This window comes from Aquimarina sp. AU119 (genome assembly GCF_900312735.1).
GTDB classification, from domain to species: Bacteria; Bacteroidota; Bacteroidia; order Flavobacteriales; family Flavobacteriaceae; genus Aquimarina; species Aquimarina algiphila.
Map to the genome: position 1 here is coordinate 1 of NZ_OMPF01000026.1, position 14,228 is coordinate 14,228.

Consider the following 14,228-nt stretch of genomic DNA (forward strand, 5'->3'; position numbering starts at 1 on the left):
TTAAGGTGGTTATAGCAATGGGGCTCACCTCTTACCATTCCGAACAGAGAAGTTAAGCCCATTAGCGCCAATGGTACTACAATCGTGGGAGAGTAGGTCGCCGCCTTCCTTGAAAACCCTTCAATATTCATATTGAAGGGTTTTTTTATATCTACTATTTATGAGGGATATAGAGAGATCAAGAGATAAGATTACTGGATTCTCTTATGATTAAATTGGTTTTTAATTCAACAGTTTTAGAAGTTGTTTGGATATAATCATCTGATTTTAAGTTATCCCTTAGTGATTGTGTTAAATAAGAAACAGCGTATTTACCAATATCATATCCTGGCTGTTCAATAGATGTTAAGTTAGGCTCAATAATTGTTGCGTTTTTAGAATTACTAAAACCAACAATCGCTACTTCCTGAGGAATACTTATACTATGATTTTTTAAGGATTTAATTGCTCCAATAGCAGCATTATCAGTAACTGCAAAAATAGCATCAAAATCTAAACCATTTTTTAGTGCTTGATCTACAATTTCTTTTCCTTCATCAATGGATACATTTTTACATTTTATAATACGTTCTTCAAGAACTTGGATGTCATGTAATTTTAGAGCCTTTTCATAACCTCTTAATCTTTTTCTTGCATTAAAAGAATGATCAGGTCCGTTGATGTATAAAATTTTTCTTCTTCCCTGTTCAATAAGATGTTCTACAGCTTTACAAGCTCCTATTTCATCATCTACAATGATTTTAGTACAGGGTACCTTATCAGAAACTTTATCATATAATATAATCGGACATGTATCCATGGCTTCAAGAACATGATCAATATTTTTAGTAAAATTGGTAAGAGAAAGCAACACTCCATCTACTCCTGATCGAATCATATTTTGTAAAATGTCTTTTTCTAATTCATAGCTGTGGCCAGATTCAGATATAACAAGTCTATATCCTTCTTCTCTTGATTGATGAATCATACCATTGATAACCTTTGAACTAAAATCTAGTTGAAGATTAGGAATAACAACTCCAATCGTTTTGGTACTACTATTTCTAAGATTTTGAGCTAAAGAATTAGGAACATAATTTAATTCTTTAGCAAGCCTTTGAACCTTATCTTTAGTTTCAGTACTGATATCCGGATGATCTTTTAATGCTCTCGAAACTGTAGATATGGATAGATTAAGCGAATTTGATAAATCTTTTAATGTAATACTTCTCTTACTCATTTATAAAATAAATTTCAAACGTTTTCGCAAACGTTTGCGTAGTTTTTTTGTTAAAAAATTGATATTATATTAATAATTGGGCTATACATTTATTAAAATATTATTGAAAATTTTAATGCTAATATAACAGACAAGTTTATGAAAAAACTAATTCTAAGTATGTTTTTTATATTTTCTTTATTTTTTGTTAATGCACAAACAGAGATCACGGGGAATATCAAAGACGCAAGGGGCAATCTAATTCCTGGAGCTAATATTTTATTAAAAGGAACTAGCTTGGGGACAACGACAGATTTTGATGGTAATTTTACACTCACTACCGATGTAACAGGAATATACACAATATTAATCTCATATATTGGATATAGTACTTTTGAAAAAGATATAGTACTAGAGAATAAACCAATTCAAGTGAATGCAATACTTACAGAGGGTGGAGAAGCATTGGACGAAATTTTATTGACCGCTACATCAACAACAAGATCACAAAAAGAAACAGCATTATCTATAACTGCGCTAAATGCTGAGCAGCTATCAAAAGTTAATACTAGTAGTCAAGCTGATGTTTTAAGAAGTGTCCCTGGGATAACTACAGAAGGTGGTGGTGGTGAAGTGGCTTCAAATGTTTTTGTTAGAGGGCTACCTTCAGGAGGACAATTTCAATTTAATCCATTACAAATTGATGGGATGCCTGTCTTAAGTACGTTTGGATTGAATTCATCGGCTCATGATGTATACTTTAGGAATGATATTGGTGTCAAGAGTCTAGAATTTGTTCGTGGTGGAGCATCAATTCTATATGGGGTAGGATCAGTTGCTGGAATTATTAACTACACCAGTATCACAGGTTCAGCGGTACCAAAAACTACGATACGTACAGAAGTAGCATCTAATTCGCGATATAAAGCAGATTTTGTAACTAGTGGACCTTTGGGTAATGAGGATTCAAATACATTTTATGCACTTTCTGGCTTTTATAGATACGATGAAGGTCCTTTGAAAACGGGATTACCAACAGAAGGTTTTCAGTTAAGAGGAAATATTAAACAGCTCACTAAAAAAGGGTCAATCACTATCTCAGGTCAATATATAGATGACCAAGTTCAGTTTTTTCTACCATTTCCACTAGAAGGTGGAAGCAGAGATCGGCCTAATGGGAATGATGGAAATGAGATATTAACTTTACAAACGGCTGATGCTAGTGATATTTCTTATGCAACTCCGGATGGGATTTATAATTCTCCAATAGAAGATGGAGTTTCAACTTCGGGTGGGTATATCATGGCGAACTTCAAACAGGATTATGGAACTTTTAAATTAGATGCCAAAGTTAGATATTCAAAGTATAAGCATCAATTTAATCTCTTTTTAGACGGTAGCGGTGTTAGTGGTGCCCGGCCTGTAGAAACACAACAGCAATACCTAGATACAAGAGGACTTGGGGCAGAAACGTTCACGTATTTAAATGGACAAGCGCTTCCTTCGAATGCACTATTATTTGAGAATCGAATATTAGATAGAAGTAGGCCGTTAAGAGAGTTAATGGCTGATATAAAACTTACAAAGACAATTGATTCTCATAATATTACACTTGGAGCATTTCTGTCCAGATCAGAAGCAGGCGATTTTAATGTAATTACAAGATATTTAAGTGAGTTTAATAATCGTCCGCGACTAGTTAATGTGTCTAATCATACTGTTAATGGAGTTTCTAATAGAGGTCTTGGTTATCAAAACCGAAATATATCAAGTAATAAAGTTGCTGTGTTTTTAACTGATGAAATTCAGTTAGAACGTTGGAATTTTGATATTGGCGTGAGAATAGAGAGAGCTTCAGGAGATATAGAGAATGAAGGGACTTCATCTTTTTTAGTTGATAATACCAGTATTGATGGGTTAGATAATGTCATATGGGGTAATGGGAGTTTTACAAGAGGTCATGTTTCTGCGACCGATTTTGCAGTCGCGTTGGCTGGATTGTACAAGGTTAATGATGATATGAGTATATATGCTAACTTCTCAAAAGGGTATTTCTTTCCAGAATTAAGAGGAACAAGCTTTGATGGTAATGGTGATCCATCTTCATATGAAGCCGAAAGCATAATACAAGGTGAATTAGGAGTGAAATATGGGGCCAGTAAATTTTCTGGGACACTTGCAGCTTATGCAACAGGACTTAATGATAGAAGATCAATCACTTTTATAAATGCCCCTGGTGGAGGATTTACAGAGGATGTAGATGTGCAAAACACGAGAACTGTTGGCTTAGAAGGAACTTGGAATTGGAAGTTTTATGACGCTTTTAGCTTAAGTGGATCTGTTACTTATCAGGAACATGAAATTACAAAATCAGAGAATGATCCGACTTTAGAAGGTAACGAACTAAGAAGACAGCCTAATTTCTTGGCCAATATAGGTGTTCAATATGATAACGGTAAGTTTGATAGTAGTCTTAGATATAATTATACCGGTGATAAATTCTCTAATCAAACGAACACAATTGAGTTAGAAGGTTTCGGGATAGCGAATTTTGATGCTGGATATACTTTTGATCTTACTGATGATGGGGAAACATTGCGTTTAGGAACACAAGTGTTTAATCTGTTTGATGATGCAGGAATAACTGAAGGATCCCCAAGATTAGGAGATGGTCAAACAGAAGCAGAATTTTTTGTAGGAAGACCGATTCTGCCAATTCGATTATTCTTCAATGCTACATTTAGTTTTTAATATTTTCATGATACCAGTTTAATTGTTTTTTAAGAATTAAAAGCATTAGTGGTGTTTTATATAACATCAATGCTTTTTTGAATATATACTATGGATAAAAGAAATTTGATTGAAGAAGCAGAAAAAGTCTTGAATAATAACTTTCAGAAAGAAGGGTTTACAATTCCTTGTGAAGGGTTGTATCCATTCCAATGGAAATGGGATTCTGGTTTTATTGCAATTGGTTATGCTTATTTTGATGTTGCAAAATCCAAAAAAGAAATAACTACATTACTAGATGCGCAATGGGAAAATGGTTTTATTCCGCATATTGTTTTTCACACAGATAGTGACACTTATTTTCCAGGACCTGATTTTCATAAATCTGAATTACATCCACAATCTTCAAGAGAATTCCGTTCTACAGGAATGACACAACCACCGATTACCGGTTTCATTTTAGAGGAAATGCATAGAATTGTGGAAGATAAAGAAGATATGTTGTCTTTTGTTAAAAGTCATATTGATAGAGTATATAAAAATCATGAATATTTTTATGGGCAAAGAGATCCTCGTAATGAAGGACTAGTGTATATTTATCATAATTGGGAGTCTGGAACAGATAATTCACCTATGTGGGATGATATATGGAAAACTATGAATCCTCCAGAATATGAATTTGAAAGAAGAGATACTACTCATGTAGATCCATCTCAACGTCCTTCAAAAAGAGAATATGATCATTACCTACATATTATAGAAATTGCAAAGAATCATAACTATGATGATAAAGCAATAGCAGAAACTTCTCCGTTTTTGATTCAAGATCCATTGTTTAACGCAATGCTTATTAAATCAAATGAATCATTAATCAATTTATATGAAGTAATAGGAGGTCACTCTAACAAAATTGATCAGTTAAGAATATGGCAAAGAAAAAGTATAAGGAGTTTTAATGAGAAGCTTTTTAATAATGAGTTAGGAGCATATGTTCATTATGACCTTAGAAATGAAAAACAGATTTCATTTGTTTCATCATCATCTTTTGCTCCATTGTTTGCAGGGATTCCAGATATAGATAAAGCAAAAGTTCTTGTCAATACAATGTTAGAACGTTTTGGAGGTGAGGATAAGTATTTGTGCGCTTCTTTTGATCCTGCAAATGAAAGATTTAATCCAAAAAAATATTGGAGAGGTCCAGTATGGATTAATCTAAACTGGATGTTGTATTACGGATTAAAGAAATATGGATATGATGAATTAGCTAAGAGAGTTAAAAATGATTCGGTAGAACTTATTGATAAGGCTGGTTTTTATGAATATTTTGATCCAAGAAAAAATATGTATAAGAATATGGAGCATGGTGGATACGGAGGAAGAAATTTTTCTTGGAGTGCAGCATTATTGATAGACCTTTTAAAAGATTAATTTTATAGATATGCATAAGCAAAAAATAAGATTTAATTTTTCAGATACGTATATTTTGGAGGATGATGTGGTGAAATTGGTTTCGCTAGAAGTTGAACATATTAAAAGCTTATTAGAAATTTCAAATGATCCGAATATTTGGATGTATTTTTTTGAAAAAGGAAACGAAATCGAGAATTTAACCAAATATGTCAAATCTGCAATTGAAAACCGAAGACGTAAGAAAGAGTATCCATTTGTTGTGTTTGATAAAAGAAAAAATAGATATGCAGGCAGTACTCGTTTCTATGAATTTATACCAGATCTTAATACTATTAAACTGGGACATACCTGGTATGGAAAAGAATTTAGAGGTACTGGATTAAATAAGCATTGCAAATATTTATTATTTGAATTTACGTTTGAAAAATTAGGGTTGGAAAGAATAGGCTTTGGAGCTTATGTTGAGAATGAAATTAGTATTGCGGCGATGACAAGTGTAGGATGTAAAAAAGAAGGAATATTAAGAGGTTTTTTTCCATCACTTAATGGAAAAGGAAGAACCGATGCTATAGTTTTAGGTATTCTTAAAAAAGAATGGAATGAAAATGTAAAATACGAATTGAAAAATAAATTAAATAAAGTCTGATTATTAAGGAATACTTGTTTTTAGCTGTTGTTAATACATTATACAGAACCATATGAATTACTTGGATTATATCATTATCATTTTATACCTCGTAGGGTTTATTGGGATAGGATACTTCTTTAAAGAAAATAAAACATCCCAAGATTATTTTTTAGGCGGAAAAAGCATGGGGTGGTTTCCTCTAAGCTTATCTACAATGGCTACACAATTATCAGCAATAAGTTTCATCTCAGCTCCAGCTTTTGTAGGCTTGAAAGATGGAGGTGGATTGCAATGGTTGACTTATGAATTTGGAGTGCCTCTAGCGATGGCTTTTTTAATGATTGCGATAATCCCTCCATTGTATAAATCGGGAATTATCAGTGTATACGAATTTCTTGAAAGAAGATTTGATGCTTCTTCGAGATTATTGATAAGTTTTGTTTTTCAGATTAGTAGGTCAGTAGCTACAGGAGTAATGGTATATACGATGTCTCTAATTTTGCAAGCAACCATTGGAATTGATTTCTGGGTATCCATTTTAATAATAGGTGTTATTACTTTGCTATATTCATATCAGGGAGGAATGAAAGCAGTAATATGGGGAGATGTAATACAAATGATCATTCTCTTTCTGGGAATTGTTATTTGTTTGATTTATGGTATTAGCGAATTGGGTGGTTTAGATAATTTTTTAACAAACGTAGATCAAGATAGAATTACTGCAATTGATTTTTCAAAATGGGGATTTAATAATGCTGATAAACAGGATGAATTTGGTTTCTGGCCAATGGTAATAGGTGGTTTCTTCTTATATGCTTCCTATTATGGTACTGATCAGACACAGTCTCAAAGATTATTATCAGCAAGTAATATGTCTACAATTAAAAAACTATTGTTAGCAAATGGACTTTTTAGATTTCCTATAACACTTACGTATTGTATTATGGGGTTAGTATTGGGAACACTTTTAGTAATGGATGTAAATTTTGCACAAGCAATGGATTCGATATATCAAGAAAATATTACATCATTAGAAGGAAAAAAAGCTGATTTAATGGTTCCAGTATTTATAATCCATTATTTACCCAATGGTATTATAGGAATCCTAATTATAGCAATCATGTCTGCAGCAATGTCTTCGCTAAGCTCCACCGTAAATTCCTTATCCGCCGTGACAATGGAAGATTTTATTAAGAGATACAAAAAAGATATTCCTTTGGATCGATATGTAACATATTCCAGGGTGCTATCGGTATTTTGGGGAATAGTATGTTTAGGTTTTGCATTTTTTGCAGGAAATATAGAAGGGACAGTAATAGAAGTCATAAATAAAATCAGTTCCATATTTTATGGGCCTATCCTCGCAGCGTTTGTATTAGCTATCTTAACAAAAAAGACTAGTGCATTTGGAGCTAACATTGGTATTATCACTGGTGTTTTATGTAATATGTATTTATGGTTATATGTTCCCGAAATATTTTGGTTTTGGTGGAATGCTATCGGTTGTCTCGTTACAATCATTATAGGGTATTCGATAAGCTTATTGTTAAAAAACAGAAATAATAATGTATTGGAGACCGTTTTTTACAAACAAAAAAAAGAAATATTTATTCTTTTGGGATATTTTATACTAATCATTTCTATTGCATGGTTTTTACCAAAACTATTCTAAATACAATTAATACTCGAAAAGATATAAGCGAATGAAATTTGTAATTGCGCCGGATAAGTTTAAAGGATCTCTTGATGGTTTTGAGTTTTGTGATGCTGTTGAAGAAGGTTTGCGGCAAGTAATTCCAAAAGCAAAAATAATTAAGCTTCCTCTTGCAGATGGAGGAGATGGAACAATGGAAGTTATTCGATATTATCTAAAGGGCGAAAAAGTCAGTAGTACAATAAACGACCCTCTTTTTAGAAAGATAAGTGCTAACTATCTCTTTAATTCTCAAGAAAAGATAGCATATATTGAAATGGCAGAAGCTTCTGGATTAAAATTGCTAAAAGAATCAGAACAGAATTGTATGAATACTTCTTCTTACGGAACAGGAGAATTAATAGTAGATGCAATAGACAAAGGAGCAGAAAGAATTATATTAGGAATCGGAGGTAGTAGTACTAATGATTGTGGAATTGGAATGGCAGAAGCACTAGGGTATAGGTTTTTAGATTGTGCTGGCAATAAAGTGACTCCTGTCGGAAAGAATTTGTCTTCAATAACAAAAATAAATACACATCATCTTCATCCAAAATTGGCAAATGTAAAATTTGAAGTGGCGTGTGATGTGAATAATCCTCTATACGGAAAAAATGGAGCAGCAAAAATATATGCAGCACAAAAGGGGGCTTCCAAAAGTGAAATAGAATTTTTGGATCTTGGGTTGCGACATTTTTCTAACCTATTAAAAGTAGAGTTTTCTAAAGATGTGCAAAAAGAAAAAGGATCTGGAGCGGCAGGGGGAATGGGAGCGGCAGCAATTACATTTTTAAATGCAAACTTAATATCTGGAATTGAGTTAGTTAAAAGAATGGCAGATATTGATATACATATTAAAGATGCTGATTGGGTGATTACTGGTGAAGGCAGATTAGATAGGCAAACATTAGCAGGTAAAACAATGAAAGGAGTTGTTGATAGTGCTAAAAAAATGAATATTCCGGTAGCTGCTTTTTGTGGAATTGTGGATATCCCAGATAAAGATTACCATCAATTAGGACTAAGATTCTCGACCTCAATTCTTTTGGATATTGTTCCCTTAGAAGAAGCGATTAAGAATAGTTATCAAAACCTAAGATTTTCGGTTATGAATTTTGCAAATGCGATATACCAAAATGAGGATAAAAAACTTGAAGGTTAATGAGCATGTAAGCTAAATTCTGTCTGTACTAAATTTTAATTATTGATTTTACTATGTGGTATTATGACAAACGATGAACAAAAAGGATTTTAGAAAAAAGACTTGACCAGTCTATATGAGCATTCGGTTAGAACTTTTTTGAGAAAGACAGTCATATTTACTTCTATATCGAAAAGAAATGAAAGAGTCTTTTGTATAATTGAAGCCTTATAGTCCAATAATTTTATATTTAATTTAAGGAGAGGAATTGAAACAATGGATAAGATTTATTTATATACCCATCTTTAGCTTTCTAATTAAAGTACTAGTTCGGTATCGAACCCTGTACCTACAGGCTCTATACGTCGTTCAAGACCTGATGTGTCAATAGCAGTTCTCCTCCATAAACTTTTTTTAGTTGTTTTGCGTTTATTTTAAATTGCTTTAAATTTTTCATAATTAATTTTTAAGAATTATACCTACTCTATTTTTATTAAGCTTTTCGGTTTTCGCAAACTTTAATACAAAAGGAAACATTACTTTATTGGTATGTATGGAACATGCTAGAAGGGATTTTGAAAAAACTCTGAATAGGGATGTATTCTGAGCCAGATATGTATTGGGGCAAAATCAAAAGCTATACGCTATAGAGTGAAAAGCAAGGAAACTTGAAAGTTCAGCTGAACAGAGAAACCGTTACCGCAAATTATATGCTGCTTCAATTTTAAATAGTTTTGAAAGTTAGTCTAAGGCACAGGTTCTTGAGGTTCTGCCTAAAAGTGCTAAGGGAAAAGCAATTGGATGTGCATTAAAATTATGGAACAAACTGAAAAGATATATCACTGATGTCGTTTTGAGATTTACAACAATTAGGAGGAGAACATCATCAAACTATGGGCTCTAGGCAGAAAGAATTATCTGTTTTCGGGTTTTCATAGAGCTGCTCAAAAAACTGTAATGTTATATTCTTTATTTACCAGTTGTAAAATTAATATTATAGACCCCATAGTATATGAAATTATGGAGGATAGTGAGGTGTTCTATCTCTTTGCTATTTGTGGGGTTAGCCAATTCTGTAGATTTGCTATTAGTAAATTGAATGTATATTGGTTGCTAAACGCTACAATAAGAAAGAAGGATGTTTGGAAACACGATTTATTAGAAGCTTATAATTAATACCAAGCCCTATTTTATCTTTTCGTAGCGTTTAGCAAAAGTTTATTTTATTCAAGATATACAGTAGCAGATACACCACCTCTATCTCGGCACCAGCGGCTACCGCCTCGTTCTACTGAGCTTTCTGATTCTGCAGATGCGCTAAATGATTCTCCATTACCACAAATTACTAAACCATGCCCACCTGCATTGATTTTTGATAATAATTTCTTGTCAATTCTATACTTAGAAAAATTTTTTAAATACATAAAATGTAATTTTAAAGTGTTATTGAATAATTATCTAATCATAAGTAGTTAACATAGAACTTTTTTCGCAATAATTTATATTAACCGTTTGTTTCCGGAATTTATAAGTTAATATAATTACTTTGCTTATTTAAAGTTAAATAATGCTAACTTAATGTTTAGAATATATGATATACCCCTTCTGAATCAAGATATACCAATCTGTTAAGATCATTAGTAGGTGCGGATCCTTCATAACACCTTCCTATACTATGATCACATATACGTGCCCCGCCGACTATTTTTTGTTGTTGACTTTTGCTTAATGTTTTTCCGAAATCTAAAATCGATTTTTTCATAATATATATTTTAATTATTTGATACCACAATATGTTTAGTGTCGTTTGTGATTCTACGACTAAAATTTTTATACATTCATTTTATAGAAAATGATATGAATATACAGGTTGGCTGCATAGTTTTGAGATACTAAAGTATGTGTAAAAGGAAATTTTTTCAAGAGGATCTGGTCAGCATTTATAAATTTTACCTTATCGATTTATAAATTTTACCTTACCATTTTGTAACTTCTAATCCTTTTTAGAATTGTCATGATAACCTTGTTTTTTTTGCATTTCCTTTAATATTCTTTGTATGTTTACCCAAAATTTTGTTAAAAACTAATCCTTGCCCTTGGTTAGAGTACATATGAGAGTTATTAGTTTATTTGTAATAATAGGATGCTTTATATCTACATTGTATTCTATGCAAGAACAGAAAGAAATCTATAATAGTTCTTCTGATTCACTAAAAGAGAAGACACTTCAAGAACTCAATACTCTTTTTTGGAATAGTAAAAATCAGGATTCAATAATCAAGCATGAGTTAGCGAATTTTTACATAGTAAAGGCTAAAAAGAATAAGGATAGAGAAAAGATTGCTGATGGATATCAAATGTTTCTTTCTATTTATGAAAAACAACCAGAGATATCATTACGGTATATAGATTCTATTATAAATGTAACAAAAGACTTAGAAAATAATCATTACCCATCCACGGGGTATATGATGAAAGGAAATTTATTAAGTGGAGTTGAAAGATATGATGAATCTTTAGAGGCATATTTAATAGCTAAAAAGTATGCGGAAATTAATGATAACAGTTGGCAATTGATGGGGTTGAAACATAACATTGCCTTATTAAAGACTATTCTGGGGAAAGAGGAGGAAGCATTATTAGTGTTTAAGGAGAATTATAATCATTTCAAAAAACAAGATGAAGTAGAAAAGCCTAGTCAGATCTATATTGCTACATTGTATGGGTTGTCAAAAAGTTACAATCGTCTTAAAAAATATGATTCGGCATATTTTTATTTGCAAAAAGGTATAAAATCTAGTTTATCTAGCAATCGTAAGTTCTATTATTCAGATTTGTTGTTTGCATTTGGGATAAATAGTTACTACAGGAATGAATACAACCCCGCGATTGATAGTTTACAAAAAGCGCTAAATTTATTTGAAGACGATATTAATAAATCACAGGTAAGAATTAGTTATTTATATTTAGGAAAGATCTATTTAAAGATAAAAGAAGAGCCCCGGGCACTAAGTTATTTACAAAAAGTTGATGCTGTAACCAATGATTCGAATTATAGATTAGAGATAAGAGACGCTTTTACTTTATTAATTGATCATTATAAAAAAAGTAATGATCAAAACAACCAATTAAAAGTAATGGAAAAATTGGTACGATATGATAGTATTTCTGCTATAAAACAGAGTCGTTTAAATAACTCAATTGTTAAAAAATATGATACTCCACAATTGATAAAGGATAAAGATCAATTGATAAGAGAAATTGTTAATAATAATAAGCGTTCAACTTATAGGTTGATAGTCTTAAGTGCTTTTGTAATGGTTGGGATAAGTTTTTTATTCAGATATTTTTATAAGAAAAGGAAAAGTGCTTACAAAACTTTGTTGAACAAGGAATTGAAAAGAGTTGAAGTTTTAGAGAAAAAGAATTCCAAATCTGTAAAGACAAGTTTAGACCTTTCTGTAGAGTTAAAACAAGAGATACTTAAGAAGTTAAGTGATTTTGAAAGTGATCTTGGGTATTTGAAAAATGATCTTACTCTAGCTAAGGTTTCAAAAAGTTTAAAAACGAATTCTACTTATTTGTCTAATGTTATTAATATGGAAAAACAAAAGAATTTTGCAACTTACATTAATGATTTGCGAATTGCATATTGTATTTTAAAGATAGAAGAGAATAAAATGTTTAGACAATATTCAATTAAGTCAATGGCAAAAGAAGTAGGGTTTAATAACATTCAATCATTTGCAAAGGCCTTTTCTAAAAATAAAGGGTGTAACCCTGCAGAATATGTTAAAAGGTATAGGGATTAGTTTGCTGTATATAGTTTTATATAAAAAAAACAGGTTAAAATTTATAAATTTTAACCGCTAAATAATTTTGAATCTATGTTGATCAATATTTCTTTTTTATTTTTAACTACTAATTAAAAGATGTTATGGAAAAAAGAAAAATCGGATTAAAAAAAATTAACATTACAAAATTGGGTATCTCAATGCAATATGTAAATGGGGGTAATGATTTAGAAAGAGCTTCAAGACTTGGTAATGATTGTAGTGGAGGAGGTTGTGTTTCTGATATTAAGCCTTGTGTTGGGACTGCTTTTAAAAGAATTGATGATTATTAATATTACATGATTTAGACTACCTAGAATGAACAACAAAAAGCCCAAATCAAGATTAGTGATTTGGGCTTTTAGATTAGAGAATTTTAACTAATTAATCTCTAAGAATGCTTCGTGATATTACGATCTTTTGGATTTCGCTGGTTCCTTCATAGATCTGAGTGATTTTAGCATCTCTCATTAATCGCTCTACATGATACTCTTTAACAAAACCATTACCTCCATGTACTTGTACTGCTTCTATACTAACATCCATTGCAGCTTGAGATGCAACAAGTTTTGCCATAGCTCCTGATAAGTCATAATTTTCGTGATTATCTTTGTCCATAGCTGCTTTATATACTAGCATACGAGCTGCTTCAATCTGTACATGCATGTCTGCAAGTTTGAAAGCGATTGCTTGATGATTCATAATTTCAGTACCAAAAGCTTTACGAACCTTAGCATATTCTTTTGCTAATTCATACGCTCCTGCTGCAATTCCTAGTGCTTGAGCTGCAATTCCTATACGCCCTCCAGCTAAAGTCTTCATTGCAAATTTAAACCCAAAACCATCTTCTCCAATACGATTTTCTTTAGGAACTTTTACATCATTAAAAATTAGAGAGTGAGTGTCACTACCACGTATCCCTAACTTATCTTCTTTGGGGCCAATTTCAAATCCTTCCCATCCTTTTTCAACGATAAATGCATTAATACCTTTATGTTTTTTTTCTTTATCCGTTTGCGCAATGACCAAATAGTAATCTGCAGATCCTCCATTAGTGATCCAGTTCTTGGTTCCGTTAAGAATATAATGATCTCCTTTGTCTACAGCTGTTGTTTTTTGAGATGTTGCATCACTACCAGCTTCGGGTTCAGATAAACAGAAAGCTCCAATAGATTCTCCTGTGGTAAGTTTTGTTAGATATTTTTCTTTTTGTTCTGGAGTGCCATAGGTGTCAAGTCCCCAGCATACTAAAGAATTATTTACAGATACAATAACAGAACAAGATGCATCTATCTTGGATAACTCTTCCATAACCAAAACATAAGAGATGGTATCCATTCCTCCTCCTCCATATTCTGGAGAAGCCATCATGCCTAAAAACCCAAGTTCCCCCATTCTTTTTACTTGTTGAGTAGGAAATTCTTGCTTGTTATCACGCTCAATTACTCCTGGTAATAATTCAGTTTTGGCAAAATCACGAGCTGCATCTCGTATCATTAACTGTTCTTCGGATAATTTAAAGTCCATATTTCTGTATAATTTACTGTGCGCGCATAACACGCAATTCTTACTTTTCGATGAAAATAAATCGAGAT

Annotated in this window: 11 protein-coding genes and 1 rRNA gene; 8 read left to right on the forward strand and 4 right to left on the reverse strand. The window is 32.0% G+C overall.

Going from position 1 to position 14,228, the window contains the following annotated elements; all coding sequences use genetic code 11:
• Window position 1: 1 nt before the first annotated feature.
• A 5S ribosomal RNA gene (rrf, locus tag DK442_RS23635) occupies window positions 2–109 on the forward strand.
• Window positions 110–178: 69 nt separating this feature from the next.
• Here the strand turns inward: rrf and DK442_RS23640 are convergent.
• On the reverse strand, window positions 179–1,219 hold the full coding sequence (locus DK442_RS23640; RefSeq protein ID WP_109438397.1) for a LacI family DNA-binding transcriptional regulator: 1,041 nt from the start codon (window positions 1,217–1,219) through the stop codon (window positions 179–181).
• A gap of 138 nt (window positions 1,220–1,357) precedes the next feature.
• On the opposite strand from DK442_RS23640, the gene DK442_RS23645 reads away from it, so the two are divergent.
• From DK442_RS23645 to DK442_RS23665, 5 genes are all read left to right on the forward strand, one after another.
• A complete protein-coding gene (locus tag DK442_RS23645) occupies window positions 1,358–3,949 on the forward strand; it encodes a TonB-dependent receptor (RefSeq protein WP_109438398.1) in 2,592 nt (863 codons plus the stop codon).
• A gap of 90 nt (window positions 3,950–4,039) precedes the next feature.
• Window positions 4,040–5,356, forward strand: a complete 1,317-nt coding sequence (locus tag DK442_RS23650) for a trehalase family glycosidase (protein ID WP_109438399.1) — start codon at window positions 4,040–4,042, stop codon at window positions 5,354–5,356.
• 10 nt (window positions 5,357–5,366) lie between these two features.
• Window positions 5,367–5,984, forward strand: coding sequence for a GNAT family N-acetyltransferase (locus DK442_RS23655; protein ID WP_109438400.1), 618 nt, complete (start codon window positions 5,367–5,369; stop codon window positions 5,982–5,984).
• A 52-nt stretch (window positions 5,985–6,036) separates the two neighbouring features.
• The gene (locus tag DK442_RS23660) at window positions 6,037–7,638 is read left to right on the forward strand and encodes a sodium:solute symporter (protein WP_109438401.1); all 1,602 of its coding nucleotides are present in this window, start codon (window positions 6,037–6,039) and stop codon (window positions 7,636–7,638) included.
• A gap of 31 nt (window positions 7,639–7,669) precedes the next feature.
• Window positions 7,670–8,821, forward strand: a complete 1,152-nt coding sequence (locus DK442_RS23665; RefSeq protein ID WP_109438402.1) for a glycerate kinase — start codon at window positions 7,670–7,672, stop codon at window positions 8,819–8,821.
• A gap of 1,202 nt (window positions 8,822–10,023) precedes the next feature.
• Here DK442_RS23665 and DK442_RS23670 read toward each other — a convergent pair.
• Entirely contained in the window at window positions 10,024–10,224 is a 201-nt protein-coding gene (locus DK442_RS23670) for a hypothetical protein (RefSeq protein WP_109438403.1), read from the reverse strand.
• Between the two features lie 158 nt (window positions 10,225–10,382).
• Window positions 10,383–10,562: a hypothetical protein gene (locus DK442_RS23675; RefSeq protein ID WP_109438404.1), complete on the reverse strand. Its 180-nt coding sequence runs from the start codon at window positions 10,560–10,562 to the stop codon at window positions 10,383–10,385.
• Window positions 10,563–10,968: 406 nt separating this feature from the next.
• Here DK442_RS23675 and DK442_RS23680 point away from each other — a divergent pair, with 406 nt between their 5' ends.
• Together DK442_RS23680 and DK442_RS23685 are read left to right on the forward strand one after the other, a co-directional pair.
• Window positions 10,969–12,612: an AraC family transcriptional regulator gene (locus tag DK442_RS23680; protein ID WP_160114325.1), complete on the forward strand. Its 1,644-nt coding sequence runs from the start codon at window positions 10,969–10,971 to the stop codon at window positions 12,610–12,612.
• 125 nt (window positions 12,613–12,737) lie between these two features.
• Window positions 12,738–12,926: a hypothetical protein gene (locus DK442_RS23685; protein WP_109438406.1), complete on the forward strand. Its 189-nt coding sequence runs from the start codon at window positions 12,738–12,740 to the stop codon at window positions 12,924–12,926.
• A 91-nt stretch (window positions 12,927–13,017) separates the two neighbouring features.
• Here the strand turns inward: DK442_RS23685 and DK442_RS23690 are convergent, their stop codons facing one another.
• Window positions 13,018–14,160 (reverse strand): acyl-CoA dehydrogenase, encoded by a 1,143-nt coding sequence (locus DK442_RS23690; RefSeq protein WP_109438407.1) that lies wholly within the window; start codon window positions 14,158–14,160, stop codon window positions 13,018–13,020.
• Between the last annotated feature and the right edge of the window lie 68 nt (window positions 14,161–14,228).

Bases quoted from the DNA above. Each gene is read 5' to 3' on its own strand.
- DK442_RS23645 (WP_109438398.1), top strand. From the start codon at position 1,358: ATGAAAAAACTAATTCTAAGTATGTTTTTTATATTTTCTTTATTTTTT.
- DK442_RS23665 (WP_109438402.1), top strand. From the start codon at position 7,670: ATGAAATTTGTAATTGCGCCGGATAAGTTTAAAGGATCTCTTGATGGT.
- DK442_RS23670 (WP_109438403.1), bottom strand. From the start codon at position 10,224: ATGTATTTAAAAAATTTTTCTAAGTATAGAATTGACAAGAAATTATTA.
- DK442_RS23650 (WP_109438399.1), top strand. From the start codon at position 4,040: ATGGATAAAAGAAATTTGATTGAAGAAGCAGAAAAAGTCTTGAATAAT.
- DK442_RS23690 (WP_109438407.1), bottom strand. From the start codon at position 14,160: ATGGACTTTAAATTATCCGAAGAACAGTTAATGATACGAGATGCAGCT.
- DK442_RS23675 (WP_109438404.1), bottom strand. From the start codon at position 10,562: ATGAAAAAATCGATTTTAGATTTCGGAAAAACATTAAGCAAAAGTCAA.
- DK442_RS23640 (WP_109438397.1), bottom strand. From the start codon at position 1,219: ATGAGTAAGAGAAGTATTACATTAAAAGATTTATCAAATTCGCTTAAT.
- DK442_RS23660 (WP_109438401.1), top strand. From the start codon at position 6,037: ATGAATTACTTGGATTATATCATTATCATTTTATACCTCGTAGGGTTT.
- DK442_RS23655 (WP_109438400.1), top strand. From the start codon at position 5,367: ATGCATAAGCAAAAAATAAGATTTAATTTTTCAGATACGTATATTTTG.
- DK442_RS23685 (WP_109438406.1), top strand. From the start codon at position 12,738: ATGGAAAAAAGAAAAATCGGATTAAAAAAAATTAACATTACAAAATTG.
- DK442_RS23680 (WP_160114325.1), top strand. From the start codon at position 10,969: ATGCAAGAACAGAAAGAAATCTATAATAGTTCTTCTGATTCACTAAAA.